The organism is Microvenator marinus (assembly GCF_007993755.1).
Lineage (GTDB): Bacteria > Myxococcota_A > Bradymonadia > Bradymonadales > Bradymonadaceae > Allomicrovenator > Allomicrovenator marinus.
The window spans coordinates 3732024-3750712 of record NZ_CP042467.1; the positions used below are offsets into that span (position 1 = coordinate 3732024).

Genomic DNA, 18689 nt, shown 5'->3' on the forward strand with positions numbered 1-18689 from the left:
GCATGCGTCAACGGCTTCATTACGAGTCGAATGGGCAGGGTTGGTTGCTTGAGCTCAAGCAGTTCTACGACCCGGACACCCTTAATCCTGCGCTAAATCCCGTGATCATGATTCCCGGCTACGCGATGAACACGTTCATCCTGAGCTACCACCCGACGAGGCCTTCGTTTGTGGAGTTCTTGGTGGAGAAGGGCTTTGAGGTTTGGACCGCAAACCTGCGCGGCCAAGGTGGCTCGAAGTCCACCGGTGGCAAACGAGATTACGGCTTCAAGGAGCTCTCGCTTGTGGATTTGCCGGCCGTCTTTGATTACGTGGCGCGTCATCAGCGGGCGGAGTTAAAGGCGCCACACGCGGTGGGCTGCAGTTTGGGGGCGACCTTCCTCTACACCTACCTCGCGCATCACGCGGATTCGCATGGGTTGGCGTCCTTGACGGCTATGGGAGGCCCGTTGCGTTGGGATTCGGCGCATCCCTTGGTTAAATTGGCCTTCAGGTCGCCTGGGTTGGCCGGAATTGTGGATGTGCGTGGCACACGACGTGCTGCACGTGCAATTCTTCCTCTGGCAAAGCGCATTCCAAAAGCGCTTGATATCTACATGAACACAGACTTCATCGATTTGAGCCGCGCCTCGGAATTGGTGAAAACTGTGGATGATCCCGTGCCCTACCTGAACAAGCAGATCGCGCACTGGGTCAACGCCAAAGACCTCAAGGTTGCGGGCCTCAACATCACCCAAGGGCTAGCGTCTGTAGACCTTCCCACGCTTTGTGTAATCGCAAATGCGGACGGCGTGGTGCCTCCGGCAGCCGCCTTATCGGTCAAAGACGCGATTGCTGGTCCTGTAGATATTCTGCGCGTAGGAGACGAGCGCAATTGGTTTGCGCACGCTGACCTCTTCATCAACAACGAAGCTCCAGAACGGGTCTTTGAGCCATTGAGCCAGTGGCTTGAGTTGCGCCGCAAGTAATTGTACAACGGGTTCTGGACGTCGCACCGTGGAGATTGAGAGATGAAGGGAGCAGTCAAATCGATCACCATTCGCGGCTTCAAATCCATCCGCAATCTAGAGGGACTCAAACTCGCGAATCTGAATGTTGTGATCGGGGCGAACGGCGCAGGTAAAAGCAATCTGGTGCAAGTGTTTCAGATGCTTCGGTCCATGACTCTAGAAGGATTTCAAAAATTTATCGGTGGAAATGGAGGGGCGGATAGTTTTCTCCACAACGGTCCCAAGCACACCGAAGAAATCTACTTGGAGTTGGAGTTTGAATCGGGAAGCCCCGCAAGTGAAGGCTCCAACTTCTACAAGTGTCAACTTACCCCTACCGTGAGCGAGACCTTTTTAGTCGAAGAATACCGTCGGCATCTTTCGGATGGCGCGTGGCGTTCGTATGGAAGCCCGTCGCAAGAGAGCCGACTTCGCGAAATGCGCAACGAAGCCGTTCATTCTGGAGAGGGGAAAGGCGTAGGGTATTTTGTCTACGAATCGATCTCCAGCTGGGTGGTCTATCATTTTCACGATACTGGACCACTCTCGCCGATGCGGCGCTCAGAGATTGTTGAAGATAACCAAGTTCTGCGACACGATGCCTCGAATATCGCACCATTCTTGAGAGAACTGCGTTCGGCACACCATACGCATTACCAAGAGATCCTGAATGCTATTCGGCTGGTTTTGCCATTTTTTGACGATTTCTTGCTGGACATCGTTAAGCAGGGCGAAGCCGAAAAGACGAAGCTCACCTGGAGCCAAAAGGGCTCTGACTTTCCGATGCAGCCTTATCATTTATCGGATGGTTCTCTGCGCTTCATATGTCTTGTTACGGCGCTGCTCCAGCCGAAACCACCCTCCACCATAGTGATAGATGAGCCCGAACTTGGTCTGCATCCTGAAGCCATTAGAATACTGGGCGAACTCATTCGTGATGCCTCCAATCGAACTCAACTCATCGTCGCGACTCAGTCTCCACTCTTGATCGATCAATTCTCCATCGAGGATATCGTCGTGGTTAATCGGGAAGGCGGTCAATCCACGTTTCAAAGACTCGAGTTAGAAGACTTTGACAAATGGTTGGACAACTATTCGGTGGGCGAGCTCTGGACGAAGAACGTAATCAAGGCGGGGACAAATCATGAGTGACTTTGCCGAAGTCATCGTCATTGTTGAAGGTCCAACAGAACAACTATTCGTCAAAGAACTCTTAGGCCCTTACATAGCACGCAAGAATGTATTCCTGACCCCGATCATACTCGATAAACCTGGTCAGAAGGGAGGGGATGTAAAATTCGCTCGGGCGAAGAATGATATTGGACTCCATCTCAAGCAACGCGGGGATACATGGGTGACCTTGATGGTGGATTACTACGGCATTCGAAGTGATTGGCCCGGCCTCCAGGAGGCTAGACAGAAGTCCGACCCTGGAGCGAAAGCCGAAACCATCAACAAGGCGACTCTGACCGAAGTCGAACAACTCTTCTCAGAATACACCCGTGGTTCGCGATTTATACCCTATGTGTCGATGCATGAATTTGAAGCCTTGTATTTCAGCGCGCCTGAGGTCTTGGCTAGTGAGATCGGTGTCACTCTCGAAGTTGTGTCTTCAATACTGGAAGAATGCGGTGAGGCAGAGGCAATCAATGACTCACCGAACACCTCACCAAGCCACCGTCTCAGGAAATTGTCGCCGAGGTTCAAAAAGACGACCACCGGTATCGCCATTGCCAAGGAGGTTGGCCTAGAGCGAATGCGCGAGTCGTGTCCGCTCTTTAGCGCATGGGTTGAAAGGTTGGAGTTGCTAAGTACAAATCCGCCTTGACCACTGTACATCTATTCAGTTAAATGGGCATGCACATGAGGGAAGTATGCGTAGAGCCCAGAATTCACAGAACGAACTTCGGTCATTGATCGAATATTGGCGCGCTGGAAACGGTCCGGGCCGAGCTTTTACCACGATTCATCATATCCCTGCGCGGGAAGCAAAATGGGGTGGTTTTCCCAAAAAGCTGGACGCGCGACTGAAGGAGATGCTCAGGGCGCGCGGCTTTAAGGACCTCTACGTGCACCAGTCTGCGGCGATTGAGCACGCGATTGAGGGCCGGAATGTGGTGCTCGTGACGCCCACTGCCAGTGGCAAGAGCCTCGCGTACAACCTGCCTGTTTTGGACAGTCTCTATCAGGGTTATAACGCGCTCTATCTCTTCCCAACTAAGGCGTTGAGCCAGGATCAGTGTGCTGAACTCAATACCTTGATGGGCCACGCTCCAGACCACGATGATACGTGGGAGGCCCAAGTCTATGACGGGGATACGCCACCCGATGTTCGTAAACGCATTCGTCGAAGCGGGCGCCTCGTAGTGACCAATCCGGATATGTTGCACTCGGCGATCATGCCCAACCACAAGATGTGGATCCCGTTTTTTAGGGGCTTGAAATACGTCATCATTGATGAGCTACACACCTACCGTGGGGTCTTTGGCTCGCACGTGGCCAACGTGATTCGGCGCCTGATGCGCATTGCTCGGCACTACGGGGTCGAGCCCGTCTTCATCTGTACGAGCGCCACCATCGCAAACCCCAAGGAGTTGGCCGAGAGTCTGACCGAGGAGCCCTTTGAGTGTGTGACTGAAAATGGGGCACCCGCATCGGAGCGTTTCGTCTGCTTCATGAATCCCCCAATCACTGATCCGGCTCAGATGCGGCGTCAAAGCCCAGTTTCGGCCGCGGGCTCTCTAGCCCGAACGGTGTTGACCAAAGAGTGTGGAACCATCGTGTTTACGCGAAGTCGTCAATCGGTTGAGGTTTTGATCAACCGCCTCAAAGAGCGGCTCAAATCCGACCGGAATTCGCCTGGGCTCCACAACCGCGTGGCGAGCTACCGAGGTGGCTATTTGCCAAACCTTAGGCGCTCGATTGAGCGAGGGTTGAGGGACGGAAGTGTGCTCGGTGTGGTGTCTACAAACGCCCTTGAGCTCGGCATCGATATCGGCTCTCTCGACGTCTGTATACTCGCTGGATATCCCGGCACCGTGGCCTCTACCTGGCAGCAGATCGGCCGTTCTGGGCGCTCCGGTGGCACGTCAGTTTCGATTGTCATCGCGGGAGACGATCCTCTTGACCAATTCATCATCCAGAACCCGGAGTATTTCTTTGAGCGTTCGCCGGAGTCGGCACGAATCGGGCCGGATAATTTGAGGATTATCGTCGAGCATCTGAAGTGCGCCACGTTTGAGCTCTCAATTCGTGACGGTGAGAGTTTTGGCGGGTTCGATGCGGAACAAACACGGGAAATTATGGAGTTTCTCGAAGGGCATTCGCATGTCGTTCAATTGGTCAACGGTGAGTGGAAATGGTGTGCCGACAACTACCCTGCAAGTGAGATCAATCTCAGAAATATCGCCGACGAGAACTTTGTGGTGGTGGACATCACCCGTGATGAGCCGAAGATTCTGGCTGAAGTGGACTTCGAGAGCGCACACACCACGATCTATCCGAATGCTGTCTATCAGGTTTCAGGCGAGCCTTATCGAGTCGAGCGTCTGGATTACGACGAGCGGCGTGCCTATGTCCGTGAGAGCAATGACGGGTACTACACCACCGCCATGCATTATGCGGCTGTGAAGGTCTTAGAAGTCTTTGGCGAAAAACACGTCCCGCCCGGCAGAATCGGGCACGGCGAGGTGGCCGTGACTGACCGTTTTGTGGGGTATAAAAAGATCAAGTTTGGGACGGGCGAGAACGTAGGCTACGGCGAGCTAAATCTGCCTGAGTTGGAGCTCCATACAACGTCGTATTGGCTGGAGCTTCGGGCTGAAGACTTCCCTGATTTGGCGAACGACCCTACACAATGGGCACGTACCGTTGCCGGAATCAGTGAAGTCATGCGCACCGCGGCCAGCTTGAAGTTGATGTGTGACCCTCGTGACCTGCAGATTACGATCGGCAGTGTGCAAGACGATTCGTGGCTTTCGAAGGGCTTTGATGGACTTACCTTGAGGGATAAAGACGGCGTGGCACACACCTTCGATGGGATTGCGCCGCCTTCCGGCCAAGCACACTCCAGCGAACAAGGCAGAGTCGGGCCGGTCCTCTACGATCCCACCATATTTATCTACGATCGCTTCCCCGGCGGCGTGGGATTTGGAGAAGGACTCTACGAGGATCAAAGGCCGTTTATGAGACTCGCCCTTGACCTAATCCAGCGGTGTCCGTGCGATCGTGGGTGTCCTTCGTGCGTCGGTCCTCCGGAGGACTCAGGGAGTGTCAAAGATTCAGCAGAGAAAATTCTAGGGCGTCTAGCGTTTGTGAACTAATGTATCTGCGCTAGGCTAGGATACGCCCGAGGATTGAATGAGCTTTGACCTAGACGTACTGAGGGGTTGGCGGGAAACAGTACACCCCGACCTGAATCGCGCGCATCGCGTGCCCCCTCTTGCGCGCCTCCACGGTCCCCGAGACACCGTCGTTGAAATCCACGGAGTCGACGTCTACGCGGGGCGTTTCCATCCCCAACACGGGCCCGTAGATCTCCATATCGATGGTCTGGTCGACCACGAACTCTATCGAATCTCGGCTCCACACGTACGCTTTAGCTTGGATGAAGACACCGAAGAGTGGAAAGTCAGGCATCTCTCCCCGGCGGCGACCACACTCCTAAATGGCGAGCCTTTGGTGGACACCCGGGCTTGGGCGGATATCCGAGACGGCGACACCCTCAAATTAGGTGTGGTCGACTTTGTGTTTCGGCGCAGCGGGACGAGCCTTGCCGCGTGGAAAGAGGCGCAGAAAGCCCTATTGCTAAGCGTCGAGACGCCATCACTCTTTCTGATGCGAGCAGGCGCGGCCTGTGGTCCATTTTTCCAGCTCGATACGAGCGGCAAGAAGGCCCTGATAGGTAGGTCCTTTCCCGACGTGATTCACAGTGATCGACAGCGCCGCCTCAAACGCCCAGACTGGGATTTAGCTGGTTTGGTGGACGAGGAGAGAAAGTATATCGGGTTTAGGCACGTAGAAATCTGGAGGGAGACCGACACGGATAACTGGTTTCTAAATCCACTCTCGCCAAGGCAGCGTACCTATGTAAACCGGGTCGAAGTCTCAGGTCTTACGCCTTTGATGCCCTCAGATGAACTCGGTCTGGGCTCGGTTCTCTTTCATTTCCATCACCCCTCCAATATTCGTTTGTTGGTCGATCGACGAACCGTTGAACTCCCCGCGATCGTAAACTGGCGCGAAGAGAAGGCGATGCGGGAGCGAAAGGTGCGAGGTGACACATGAGATGGCTCCCAGGCTCGAAGTTGGAGTTGGGGCAAAGTTCGTGGACCGTACGTGGCGCCGTAGGGCCGACAGATGAAGATGCGCTCACACTTTTGCTAGATGGTCCCTCGCCGCGATTTTGTTGGGTAGGCAACCACGCTTGGGCCGATGATGTTTCCAGGGTGCTCGAGGATATCTCGCACCCGTGTCTTCCCGAGGTCGTGGATGTTTTTGAGACGCCGACCGAAGCCTTTGTTCTTCTGAAGGGATTCGATAAGGCATACAGACCTTTTGCTGAGGAGCGTTGGCGGTCCACGCCAAAGGAAGTTGCCACGCTCAGCTTGATGGAGCTCGCCGAGGCACTCGGTGAAGTTCATCAACGAAGCGGCTGGATGCAAGGCGTGCGACGGCACAACCTCTTGATGGACCCAGATTCTTCAAAGCTCTTCATCGCCTCCATGCCCCGATTTCATCTCGCACGAAAGCCCGCCATCGAAGCTGCGTGGCGCGATATGCGCCTGATCGGCGAGCTCCTCTACGAGGTGTTTTGCCAAGAGCCCTATCCGGGGGGGCACGAGATGGCGGCCCTGTTGCAGGAAAAGGGCGCTCTTTCGGGGCATCCCGCGAATCACCCCGGAGTGCCGCAAGTTCTGGCCGGTTGCGTGTCTCCCTACGGGGACCTTGCGTACGTAGACGCGGAGGATCTGACGGAGGGCCTCCACCAACTTCATCACGAGTTAGTGCGCTCGTTGCGGCTCGAAGTTGGACAGGTTTCTACGGTCGGAAACTATCTCTTCCGTAAGAATAATCAGGATTCGTGCGGCTATATCGAGCTGAACTCGATTTGTGGATCTCGAAAGCAGACGAGCGGTTTCTTCTGCGTCGCGGATGGAATAGGCGGCATTCAAGACGGAGAGCGGGCGAGTGGCCAGGCCGTTCATACGGCGTGTTCGGCTTTCGCTAGGGCCTGGTCGCGCTATGGGGTTGATGCCATCGAAGAAAAGCCCGAAGAGCTTGCGCGAAGCATCGTGAAGGTGGTTGGGCAACAGCTCGCGGTGGATGGTGAGTTGGACCCGCACAACAACCGTGGCGGCACCACATTTACGGGGCTACTCATTGCGGGCCGAAGGGCGAGCGTGGCGCATGTTGGGGATTCGCGCGCATATTTGGTGCGCGACGAGGCGATTCATCCGCTCTCAGAGGATCATACTCTGGCCAATATCCTCACAAAACTCGGGGAGCTCACGCCCGAGCAGGCGGACAAGAACGACGTATCGCACCGCACCATTTCTCGGTTTCTGAGCACCTCATCGGAGGTGGAGTTTGACCGAATTGACACGAAAGAAGCCTTTGAAGTTCTGGTCAATGACATCTATATCCTGAGCTCCGATGGTGCCCACGGTGAGGTAGAGGACCATGAGATTCTTGAATTTGCGCTTCGATACGACACGTCCCAGGAGATCGCTGAAGCGGTCTCATCGCTCGCGCTCAAGCGCCTTGGACGCGATAACGTCAGCGTTGTGGTTGTGCGCGTTCTTTAGTTTCTCGGGGTGTGAGAACCAGCCGGTGGCTCCGCCAGAAGAACCTGAAATAGAAGTCGAGGGCGAGTTCTTTGACCCTGAGGCGCTTCTTACCGAGGAGAGCACGAGCCTCAGTGGGTGGGAGTCCGTGAGTTGCGCGGGTGCCGCAGAAGCCGAGCAAAAGGCTGAAGATTCGCCGGTCTTGCTTCGCGGCGAGATGTTCCCGGGAAGGGCCGATCTCGAGGTTGTGCTCGCCCGCGCCACCCCTGATTTTGAGATTGAAGAGACGCTCTTGACCACAAAAACAGATGGTCTCGGCCGGTTCTGTCTGAAGTTTTTCCCTCACGATCCGGGGCCTGATTTGATGCTGGTGGTGAACTCAGATCCAAGGCTTCGGCGTCTGGTTCTGGACCCAAAAGAGGTCAATATTGGGGCGCAACACGAAGCGATCGTGCAGCTGATCAAGGAACATCCGATTAAGCGCGATACCGCTACCTTGATGAATTTTCATACCATGGCCTATACCGCGCTCGATCTACTCTTTCCGATCACCGGGGCGGATGAAGTTCAAGAGCTCAGCGTTGAGCAGGTTGAGTCAGCCAAAGAGCGGATTCAAAAGGATGAAAGAGCGCGGGCCCAACTCGCCAGAAACTAATCGAAAACGCCAATTTTGCGCCCATGTGAGATTTGGTGCGTCTAAAGAAAGTGCCTCGGGCATCGTTTTTGCGGAATAAGCCGCTTAAAAGTTGCTGTTTGAGCGCCGCGCGAAACTTCGTGTTTCTAGAATGGATGAGTAAAAGGAGCCTTGTGAGATCAGGACTAATATCGCTGGTAGTGGCGATCAGCGTGACCCTTCCCCTCAGCTTGGGTGCTCAGCAGCGATTGAGTATTGAAGAGGCTCGCGCCGAAGCTGTGAAAGCGAACGAGCAATTTCAGATTCTGGAGAAGCGCATCGAGCGCTCGCAGACCATCCGCCGCCAGGCATTGGCGGGTCTGCTCCCTGAGGTGGGGCTCGGTCTGAGCGGTACGCTGAATGCGAATGAGGTAGAGCTCCAGGGCAGGGTGATCACCCCAAGATTTGATTGGGGTGGCAACGCATATGCGTCGATCATGCTTTTTGATGGTCGGCAGTACCCTCTTTACTCCGAGGCTGGTCTCCAAGAGGAAGCGACCCGGAAGTTGAGTGAGTGGGGGCGTCATGTACTGGGGTTCGAGGTGGAGCAGGCCTTTTATGAGCTTGCGGCTGCTGAGCGGGAGCTCGAAATTGCCGAAGCCACCGTGAAGTTGAGACAGGCCTATGCAGACAGGGCTAAGGCGTTGGCGGAACAGGGAATCGCGATTCCTCTGGACGCGGCGCGGGCTGAATCACAGGTGCTAGTCGCAGAGCAAACCTTGGTGAACGCGAAGGCTCGTCTGGGGAACGCTTCCGATGCGCTCGCCGTGCTCATGGGCAAGGAGCTAAACGGCGAATTCCGTGCGAATGTTTCCGAGGCTGAGAGGCTGGCATTGCCTGATGGTGGCGTTAATCTTGAGGCTCGTAGAGACTTGGAGGCCGAAGAAATTTTTATCCAGACCATCGAGAAGCAAGAGTCCTCGGTTTGGTGGAGCCTTTTTCCGACGCTGGAGCTCAGGGGAACAGGGCGAGTGGGTCCTGAAAGTTTGTCCAATCCGGATACGTTTCTCTGGGCGGTGAGCCTGAATCTGAACTGGATTCTTTACGATGGTGGAGCCCGTTGGGCACGTGCGGAACAGCTTTCCATCGAGACGGAGATCGCCCGATTGGAGCTCTCTAACCTTGAGCGCAATGTCAGCGCTGATCAGGTCCGCGCGATGCGCGACTGGCGGGCTGCGAATGAGGCGATTGAGGTGGCGAAGAAAAACGTTGAGGTTTCGCAAAACGCCTACGATATGGCAAACGCACGATTTGACGCAGGGCTTGCAACGAGTATTGAAGTTACCGAGGCAAGTGACGAATTGTTCAGGGCTCAGCTGAGTCTGGTACAATCGGAGCTCGAGGCCGACCTGGCGGCTTCACGGTACAGATTCACACAAGGTATTAACAAATGAGACGATTGATCATCTTGGCCACAGCGCTGGCTCTTTGGGGGTGCGAATCCGAGGGTGCACCCGCGTCGGCACAGTCCGCCAAGAAAGGAATGAAGGTTGCCCCTGCCGCCACGGTCCAAGGGCATGTGTTGGCCCAGGCTCCGTTTGAAGTTGTGCGAGATTACGGTGGTGAGTTTGCTACAGACGCAATGGCGAATCTATCGGCCGAAGTGACGGGCGTGGTCAAAGAGATCAACGTCAGGCTCGGTGATACCGTCAAGAAGGGCGATGTACTCGCTGTGATCGACCCTGTGACTTATCAGCAGAGGGTTAGAGAGCTTGAGGCGAGCGTGGCTGTGGCGCGGGCGAGTGCGGAAGAGGCTAGAACGCAAAAGGCCAACTTGGAAGCCGATCTACAGCGGCGCGAGCCATTGCTCGCCCGAAACCTCGTGACCGAGCGAGAGATCGAAGACTTGAAATCGCAGATTTCGGTGGCGCAGCAGCGCATTGATGTGGCTGAGGCGACCGTGCAGCAGAATCAAGCGCGCCTATCGACTGGCCGTGTAAGCCTTCAGGATACTCGGGTTAAGGCGCCATTTGACGGTATTGTTGCCGAGCGATTTGTAGACGTTGGAAACCACGTGATGGCTGGAACACAGCTCTTCCGCGTTGTGGATGACTCGGATATCTACTTGCAGTTGAGAGTCGCCGAGACCGACTCCGGCATGATCAGCACCGAGATGCCGGTTGTGGTGCGTGTTGATGCCCTTGGCGGTGAGTCCGTGCCCGGAAAGGTCGGGAGAATCGCCCCAGCGGTAGATCCACAGACCCGAACCATGCGGATCGATGTGCTGCCTGCTGACGCCGCTCCAGACTCCTGGGACCGGATCAAGCCGGGAATGTACGCCCGCGCGCAAATCGTGCTTTCGTCCAAGGATTCAGCGCTGATCGCGCCTAGCCAGGCGGTTCTCAAAGACCGTGACGGAACCCGTTATGTCTGGACCGTCAAAGATGACAAGGCTCATCGCATCACCGTAACACCTGGGCTTAAGAATAGAAGCGCAACCGAGATACTTGGAGGTGTCGAAGCCGGTGAAACCATCGTGCTACGCGGTCATGAGAAACTCGTTGAGGGAGGAAAGGTACAGCTCGTTCAAGAATTAGAGGAGGACGACTCGTGAACCTCTCCCGTTTCGCCGTTTATCGCCCAGTTCTAACCACCATGGTCTTTGTGGGGATCTTGATTCTGGGTGCCGTTTCGTTCACTCGTCTTCAGATCGACCTGCTTCCCGAGATCGACTTTCCGAGTATTTCAGTCGTAACGACCTACGATGGGGCGGGTCCCGAGGAAATCGAGACCACCATCACACGCCCGATCGAGCAGGCGCTCTCTACCGTTGAGGGCATTGACCGGATCGAGAGTTTCTCTGCTGAAGGGCGAAGCCGCGTGGCGTTGCGCTTCATCTGGGGCACCGATTTGGACACCGCCATGATGGACGTAAGCGCTGTGGTGCAGCGCCTTCGTGATGTGATTCCCGAGGAGGCCGACGCCCCGATTGTGTACAAATTCAATCTGGGAAGCTTTCCCATCATGTATTTGGGCCTCAGTGGCACGCTAGATGAGCCCACATTGCGTTTGATAGCTGAACGTGACCTCAGCCCTAGGTTGGAGCGTGTAGAGGGTGTAGCGCAGGCTGAGACGCGCGGTGGTTTGCGCCGCGAAATCCACGTCCTCTTGGATTCAGACCGCCTCCGAGCTCTCAATATCTCTCCAGAGACCGTGGTTCAGACGCTGCGGCAGAACAATAGAAATCTTCCCGCCGGTGGTGTGGAAGAATTCGATAGCAATGTTCTCGTTCGTTCCGTGGGTGAAGCCGAGAACGTGCGCGACTTCCAGGATATGGTCGTCGCGATTCGCACGGAGTGGGATGGGCGTTCCTACCCGATTTATCTCAAAGATGTGGCTGATGTCATCGATACCTTCGAGGATCCTGACAACGTGGTTTATATCAACGGGCAACCCGGCTTGAGGGTGAATATCGCCAAACAATCCGGTGCGAACACCGTGGTTGTTGCCGATCGCGTTCGGGCTGAGGTCGCTGAGATCAACAAGGATTATCAAGGCAAATTACAGCTCGAAGTTCTCACCGATACCTCGGACTACATCAAGAATTCGATCTCCAACGTTCGCGATTCGGTGCTCATCGGCGCGTTTTTGGCGATCATGGTGCTTCTACTCTTCTTGAAGAACATTCGGTCCACTCTGATCGTGGCGACCGGTATTCCGATCTCGATCATCGGTATGTTCACGCTGATGTACGCTTTTGACATCACGCTCAACCTCATCAGCTTTGGTGGTGTGGCGCTTGGTATCGGTATGCTCGTGGACAACGCGATCGTGATTCTCGAGAATATCTTCAGAAAATACGAAGAGGGCGAAGAGCCCATGGACGCGGCGGTTCATGGTGCCCAGGAAGTTGCGGGCGCGATTGTTGCCTCAACCATTACCACCCTGGTGGTCTTCGTCCCGGTCATCTTCCTTACCGGTTTTGCTTCTATTTTCTTCGGTCAGATGGCGTTCGTGGTGAGTTTTGCGCTGATCTGTTCGTTGGCGGTCGCTCTCACACTAATTCCCGTCTTGAGCTCTAGATTCCTCAAGAAGGGCACGAAGATGGGGTCTGATAAGGGATTCCTGGCTACTTTGGAAAAGTACTACGCCACCTTCCTGAATGTGTGCTTGAACTGGCGAAAAACCACGATGGTCGTCTCTGTGGTGATGCTGGCTGCTTCGGCTGCGGTGGTGCCTTTCATCGGCTCGGAACTCCTCCCTGAAGAGGACCAGTCGGAAGTTCGGGTAAACTTTGAGTTCCCTGTGGGAACACGAATCGAGGTCACGGAGCGCGCCATCAAGAAGATGGAAGAAGTGGTGATCGCCGAAGTTCCCGAGCTCATGAATCTGCAGACGGTTGTGGGTACGCCGGGCTTCTATTCGACTTCTGGTGGTGAATCGGCGCGAATTGAGGCCACTCTTGTTCCTCCGACCGAGCGTACGCGCTCCAGTGAGGATATCGCGAATGAACTTCGTCCAAAACTAGAGGGGCTGATTCCCGGAGGCACCGTGCGTGTCTTTGCGGGTGGTGGTCTCTGGATTCTGCGCGTGCTCCGCGGAGGTGGTGAGCGCCTGGAAGTTCAAGTGCGAGGCCACGATCTTGACGAAGGCGACCGGCTCGCCTCTCAAGTTCAGAAGGTGATGATGGATACCGAGGGTGTGAGCGGCGCTCGTGTTAGCCGTCAGCCCGGTGGGCGCGAGCTCCGTGTTATTCCAGACCGCACCAAGATCGCCGGCATGGGGATGAACTACTCGGACGTTGCGGGCCAGTTACAAACGCTTTTGCAAGGTACTCGTGCCACCGTTCTGCGAGATGATGGGGATGAGTTTGAGGTGATTGTCCAGCTGCGTGAGGACGAGCGCCGTGGCCTTGAGGCCATGATGGAGGTGCCGATAGTGGTGCCTAATCATGGAACCACGCCTTTGAGGAACCTCGTGAGGTTCGAAGAGGTCGAAGGGCCACTGGTGATCGAGCGCCTGAACCAGAACCGTGTCGTTATGGTGAACGCTCAGCTCACGGGTGATAGAGACCTCGGCTCGATTGCCGAGGACATCCGTGCAGGCGTGCGTGAACTCGAGCACTCAGACAATTTTTCGGTGATCGTGACGGGTGAGACCGAAGAGCAGGAGAAGACGTTCCAGAGTCTTCTAATCGGCATTATCCTGGCTATTTTGCTGGTCTATATGGTCATGGCGGGGCAGTTCGAGAGCTTCCATCAGCCTTTGATTATCATGCTCTCTGTACCCTTCGCGGGAATCGGTGTGTTCTTGACCCTCTTCTTCACCGGCACCACGCTCAACATCCAGTCCTTCATGGGCTGCATCGTTTTGACGGGTATTGTCGTGAATAATGCGATCGTGCTCATAGATTATATCAATCTAATGCGCAGGGGTGGTGAGGGGCACAAACCCATGGAGTTGTTGGAAGCTGTGCGTGTGAGCGCTCAGAGACGTCTGCGCCCAATCTTGATGACCACCACCACCACAATCCTCGCCCTTTTGCCGGTCGCCATCGGCTACGCTGAGGGTGGAGATACCCAGGCCCCTCTGGCCCGCGTGGTGGTGGGAGGGTTGATTACGTCCACCGCCATTTCTTTGATCATCATCCCCGTGCTCTACACTTCGGTGGAGCTCCTCTTGGAGAAGTTTAGGCAGAAGTAGTCGTTCGTGTCCAAGCGGACGGAGCCCGCTTGGACAACTACTCCTCTGTGATTCCCATTGCCTCGACGCGCTTCTTCCATTGTTGGCGTGCCAGAGAGCGCATGTCTTCGACTTCGTCGAACTCGTCCAGAATTTCCATACCGAGCAGGGTCTCGACGATATCCTCGAGGGTGGCGATTCCCGCCGTGCCCCCGTACTCATCCACCAAGAGGACCATGTGTTCTTTCTTGGCTAGCATTCTCTCCAGCAACGTAGAAATTTTTGCCACCATCGGCATTACCATGATGGGTCTTTTAAAGTCCTTCAGCTGAACCTCACCCTCGTCGTGAGCGTAGTTGAGGAGGAGATCGTGTTTGTGGATAAAGCCGGAAATCTCGTCGATACCATTTTGGTAGACCGGGATGCGCGAGAATCTCTGGTAGAACTCTTTTTCCCGAAGCTCTTCCATCACTTTTTCCACGGTTTCATCTTCGCAGAATCCGACGATCACCGTGCGTGGTGTCATGATGTCCTTGGCAGTCAACGAGCTAAACTTCCCAAGGTTCCTAAGGATTATCGATTCCTGTTCGTGGAACATGCCTTCATCGGCAGCCATATTGGCCATGGCTGAGAATTCTTCGCGACTCAGGGCTGGCCCGTCGTTCTTGCCCAGCAAGCGCACAAGGAATTTCGAGGGCCAGACCAGTGGTAGGGTGATGATCATCATGATCGGCAGAATACGGGTGGCGATAGGCGCAAGTTGGCGCCAGAACTTGGCTCCGAGCGTTTTTGGTACGATCTCCGAGAAGTAGAGGATTGCGACGGTCAGGATCATACCGGCTGCGGCCACCCATTGTTCCCCATAGACTTTGAGGACCTGTGCACCCACACCACCTGCTCCCAAGGTATTGGCGATGGTGTTGAGGGCCAGAATCGCCCCCAGCGGGCGGTCCACGTCCTTTTTGAGCGCGGCGAGTCGCGCGCCATAGCTCGGCTTCTCGATTTCCATCGCCCCTACATAGGATGGCGTGATGCTGAGCAACATCGCTTCGAGCATCGAGCAGAAAAACGATACTCCGAGAGTGAGCACGATGTAGAAAATGAGCATGGTCATGAGCCAGCTCTCTTCAGAAGTCTCTCAACGCTTCTCACCAGCCTGCTCTCGTCAAAATCTAGTTTTCCCATGAATTCATCTGCTCCTGCGTCTCTTGCGCGATCTTTGTCTTGCTCGCCAGCTTGCGTTGTTAGCATGAGCGCGGCGATGTCGGAATATCTCGAATGTTGGCGTAGCCATCTCAAGAATTCGAGGCCGTCCATGACTGGCATTTGAAGGTCACAGACCACGAGATGTGGCCTCGCCTCTTCAATGACCACTTGGGCATGCTGACCGTCTCTCGCTTCCCAAACCAGGTATCCAGCACCACGAAGAATGCTTCTAATCAGCGCGCGAGTTACGTCTGAGTCATCTACGACCAGCACTCGTGACGCTCTCTCTGTCCGGACTTTGAGTTCGGAAGCCTCTTCGGAAATTGCATAGGTGTTCAGAAGCGGAACCTGTTCTCCGGTGTCGGTTAGTGCGATACCACGGCAGAGCTTTGCGCCGGCCAGAAACGCCCCAAGGGGGCGGATTAGGGCTTGTCGCTCACCAAGGATTCGTGCGGCTCGGAGGACTTTGCCGGACTTGAGCGTGACTCGGTACTTCGTAGGGACCGGAGGTAGGTTGAAGAGGTCGGTGATATCGAGCCCATCGCCGCCGGCAGCGGCGTTGACCTCTTCGATATCCTGCAGTGCAACGGCGACCAAAATATCTGCTGATGCCAGAAGGAGGACCGAGTTCATGGTGCTCGAGGTTGGGATTTCAAGCACGATTGTTGTGCCCACGCCGTGGGTACTCTCGACTTCCACGGAGCCACCAAACTCCACAACTTTCTGCATCACCACATCCATGCCGATGCCGCGCCCACTAAGGTCGCTCGCCTGCGCGCGCGTGGAGAATCCGGGCTCGAAAATCAGGCGCAATGCCTCTTGGTCACTGAGCTCCGCTGCTTCTTTTGGGGTCAACAGCTCTCTCTCGATGGCTACCTCTCGCAATCTATTGGGGTCCATTCCAGCGCCATCGTCCCGCACCACCACGCGGAGTGAGCTTCCGAGGTTTTGGCAAATCAGAGTGATTTCGCCTTCCTCGGGCTTTTCCTGTGCACGTCGGACGCTCGGAGACTCAACCCCATGATCCACAGCGTTTCGAACAAGGTGAAGGAGTGGGTCGGAGAGTCCGGTGATGATTCCGCGGTCCACTTTGACGTCTCCGAATTCGTGGACGAGCCGGATCTTCTTCGCGTTTTCAAGGGCCAGGGCGCGCACTGCACGGGGATAGTGGCTGAGCACTTCCGCAACCGGGACGTGTCTAAGTTCCTGCACAACTTCTTCGAGATGAGCGGCTCTGTGAAGGGTTTGATGGCTCTCGTACTCGAGCTCTTGCACACCGACGTGAAGCCGATGGAATGCGGACTTGAGATTGTTGGCTAGCGCTCGTGGAAGAACTTCTGTGGTGCGCTCAACCTCTTCGTTTAGCGCATGAAGCAGGTGGTGCGTGACCTCAAATTGATGCGCGAGCTGCCGAGCCGAGAGGTTTACTTCGCCACTCAAACCCGAGAGGTTTTCAAGGCGCTCGAAGTCCACACGGATGGCTGTCTGCCCCCGAACCTTGAGAGCCTTTGCGTTGAGGCTCGTGGTCTCTCCGGTTCGGACGCGTTTGAACTCACTGGTTTTGCGGCTTCCCGGATTCCTCCAGGACATCATCTTGTCCACAAACCCGGTCAAGTCTGCGGGGGCTTCGCCTGCTGATTTTGTGAGCAGAGTTCTGAGGATATCGAGTCCGAAGTGCAAGACTTCGAAGGTGTCGTCGCGCCGTGGCGTTGAGCGCAGCCCTTCGATCGCGACTTGTTCGGTGAGGTGCGAGACGAGGTTGATATCGGCAAAGCTCATCATCCGCGCTTCGCCCTTTAGGGTATGGGTTTCGCGAAGGAGCGCGTCCAGCAATTCGTCGTCGTGTTCGACCTCGAGCTCGTGCACAAGGGAGGCCATTTTATCTACGCGTTCAAGGGCCACGCCCCTGAATTTTTCGATGAGGGCGCCTAGGCTCACTCCAAATCCTTTTCGAGCTCTTCTACGGCAGCTTCAAATGCGTTGAGATGTTCGGGGGTGAACTCACGGGTGGGTTCTTCACGCTCTGATGTGATCGGGACCGGAGTCTCCTCCGGCTCAGACACAGCGTTTAAGCCAACCACCGTCTGCCGATGGTCTGGGCGCGAACGCGGCTTTGGGGCCGGAAGAGATTTCTCTACGGCCTTTCTAGAAATTTCGACGCTCATCGACTGGTCGTGGAGGTCATTCATTTGGGCGGCACATTGGTCCACACCGGTCTGGATCTGTTGAGCAACACTGCCGATCCTGAGCGCGGAGTCGGAGAGTTGTTCACCGAGCGAGATACCAGCCTCTGACTCGTCAATGCCCGCACGTTGAACAATCGCGGCCTGTGCGACGACCTCCTTGATCTCGCGTGTGGCCTCTTGAATCTGCTCGGAGAGCCCTCGAATTTCCGATGCCATCTGGGCAAATGATTTGCCTGCTTCGCCCGCGCGACTAGCCTCGAGCGATGCATTGAGAGAGATCATATCAAGCCGCTGAACCACGCTTCGGATCTCCTCGGAGAGCTCGGCAATGCGAGCTCCTTTGGCGTCGAGATCGTCGAATCGATTACGAATGGTCCTGACCGAGTTTTGGGCGCGTTCGGCGAGCTTAAAGGTGCTCTGCGTGGAGTCCGCGAGTTTGCGCGTGGTTGCTTGAACGGGATCGATTGCGCGCATGGCGCGGTCTACTGAGTCGAGCGTCTGGCCCAGTGCGCCCGAAAGGCGGCTGAACTCGGCCAGCAGATCCTCGACCGGTTTGTCTGAAGCTTTGCCGAGGAGGGTTCGTGACTCCGAGGTCCATCGGGTCATACGGTCGCGAAGGAGATTGATTTGCTCCGCGAGGTCGTTGAGCTCTCCGAATGCCGGAGCGAGCGTGGCCGCGTCGCCTTTGGCGCTCAGGTCGCGCAAGCTCGCCTGAACAAAGCGCAAGGGGCTCAACAACGCCCAAGTGGTGGTGGCTAAGACCAACCAGCCAAAGCCAGCTCCAAAGATTAGGAGCGTGTCTTCGAGCTGAGCGGCCCTGACCCCGAGGAGTCCAAAAACCACGGCCTCTAATAGGATTAGGACCAACCAAATCTTCATATCGAGGCCTCTTCCAATATTTTCATAATATCCAATTCTTCCGCATCACCTTCGAGCACGCCATGCACTTGCGATACGAGTATTCCAGCTTCAAGTTCTTCGTGTCTGACCAAGAGTAGGTGCTCAGCGATGCTTGTGGGCTGGCCGAGAAAGGTGCTCAAATCCACCACAGCAAGGGCGCGTCTCTGATGCATCATCACGCCACGAATATGCGCCGGAACCCCGGGAATTGCGGTCAGGGTCGTGGTTCGCTCAACATGTGTGACGTAGCGGGCGAGCAACGAGTAACGTCGCTCACCTAAGCTGAAATGAAGGCGGTTTAGATTCGGGTCCGGGTCCATCGGGCCTA

14 protein-coding genes are annotated in these 18689 nt (G+C 55.6%); 10 read left to right on the plus strand and 4 right to left on the minus strand.

The genetic code is table 11. The annotated features are described in order from the left end of the window. The first annotated feature begins 2 nt into the window (after positions 1 to 2). The 10 genes from FRD01_RS15280 to FRD01_RS15325 all read left to right on the plus strand — a co-directional run bounded on the left by FRD01_RS15280 (position 3) and on the right by FRD01_RS15325 (position 14090). Positions 3 to 968 (plus strand): alpha/beta hydrolase, encoded by a 966-nt coding sequence (locus tag FRD01_RS15280; protein ID WP_146961117.1) that lies wholly within the window; start codon positions 3 to 5, stop codon positions 966 to 968. A gap of 42 nt (positions 969 to 1010) precedes the next feature. Beyond that, the gene (locus tag FRD01_RS15285; RefSeq protein WP_146961119.1) at positions 1011 to 2141 is read left to right on the plus strand and encodes an AAA family ATPase; all 1131 of its coding nucleotides are present in this window, start codon (positions 1011 to 1013) and stop codon (positions 2139 to 2141) included. Next, positions 2134 to 2817: a DUF4276 family protein gene (locus FRD01_RS15290; RefSeq protein ID WP_146961121.1), complete on the plus strand. Its 684-nt coding sequence runs from the start codon at positions 2134 to 2136 to the stop codon at positions 2815 to 2817. The genes FRD01_RS15285 and FRD01_RS15290 overlap by 8 nt, the downstream gene beginning before the upstream one ends. Positions 2818 to 2863: 46 nt before the next feature. Further along, positions 2864 to 5311 carry a DEAD/DEAH box helicase gene (locus tag FRD01_RS15295; protein WP_146961123.1) on the plus strand — a complete coding sequence of 816 codons (2448 nt, stop codon included), beginning with the start codon at positions 2864 to 2866 and terminating at the stop codon, positions 5309 to 5311. A 37-nt stretch (positions 5312 to 5348) separates the two neighbouring features. After that, complete coding sequence (locus FRD01_RS15300) at positions 5349 to 6275, plus strand: FHA domain-containing protein (RefSeq protein WP_146961125.1); 927 nt, start codon at positions 5349 to 5351, stop codon at positions 6273 to 6275. Further along, a complete protein-coding gene (locus FRD01_RS15305; protein WP_146961127.1) occupies positions 6272 to 7795 on the plus strand; it encodes a protein phosphatase 2C domain-containing protein in 1524 nt (507 codons plus the stop codon). Before FRD01_RS15300 ends, FRD01_RS15305 begins: the two co-directional genes overlap by 4 nt. A 25-nt stretch (positions 7796 to 7820) precedes the next feature. Continuing rightward, positions 7821 to 8429: a hypothetical protein gene (locus FRD01_RS15310; protein ID WP_146961129.1), complete on the plus strand. Its 609-nt coding sequence runs from the start codon at positions 7821 to 7823 to the stop codon at positions 8427 to 8429. A gap of 152 nt (positions 8430 to 8581) precedes the next feature. Next, a complete protein-coding gene (locus FRD01_RS15315; protein ID WP_249755658.1) occupies positions 8582 to 9841 on the plus strand; it encodes a TolC family protein in 1260 nt (419 codons plus the stop codon). After that, positions 9838 to 11001 (plus strand): efflux RND transporter periplasmic adaptor subunit, encoded by a 1164-nt coding sequence (locus tag FRD01_RS15320; protein ID WP_146961133.1) that lies wholly within the window; start codon positions 9838 to 9840, stop codon positions 10999 to 11001. The genes FRD01_RS15315 and FRD01_RS15320 overlap by 4 nt, the downstream gene beginning before the upstream one ends. Next, on the plus strand, positions 10998 to 14090 hold the full coding sequence (locus tag FRD01_RS15325) for an efflux RND transporter permease subunit (protein WP_146961135.1): 3093 nt from the start codon (positions 10998 to 11000) through the stop codon (positions 14088 to 14090). The genes FRD01_RS15320 and FRD01_RS15325 overlap by 4 nt, the downstream gene beginning before the upstream one ends. Positions 14091 to 14127: 37 nt before the next feature. On the opposite strand, the gene FRD01_RS15330 is transcribed toward FRD01_RS15325, so the two are convergent. The 4 genes from FRD01_RS15330 to FRD01_RS15345 are packed head-to-tail and all read right to left on the minus strand — an operon-like array spanning position 14128 to position 18681. Next, the gene (locus FRD01_RS15330; protein WP_146961137.1) at positions 14128 to 15183 is read right to left on the minus strand and encodes a hemolysin family protein; all 1056 of its coding nucleotides are present in this window, start codon (positions 15181 to 15183) and stop codon (positions 14128 to 14130) included. Continuing rightward, a complete protein-coding gene (locus FRD01_RS15335) occupies positions 15180 to 17213 on the minus strand; it encodes a hybrid sensor histidine kinase/response regulator (RefSeq protein ID WP_146961139.1) in 2034 nt (677 codons plus the stop codon). Before FRD01_RS15335 ends, FRD01_RS15330 begins: the two co-directional genes overlap by 4 nt. Further along, entirely contained in the window at positions 17210 to 18340 is a 1131-nt protein-coding gene (locus FRD01_RS15340; protein ID WP_146961141.1) for a methyl-accepting chemotaxis protein, read from the minus strand. The genes FRD01_RS15335 and FRD01_RS15340 overlap by 4 nt, the downstream gene beginning before the upstream one ends. Further along, on the minus strand, positions 18337 to 18681 hold the full coding sequence (locus tag FRD01_RS15345) for a chemotaxis protein CheW (protein ID WP_146961143.1): 345 nt from the start codon (positions 18679 to 18681) through the stop codon (positions 18337 to 18339). Before FRD01_RS15345 ends, FRD01_RS15340 begins: the two co-directional genes overlap by 4 nt. Positions 18682 to 18689 lie beyond the last annotated feature (8 nt).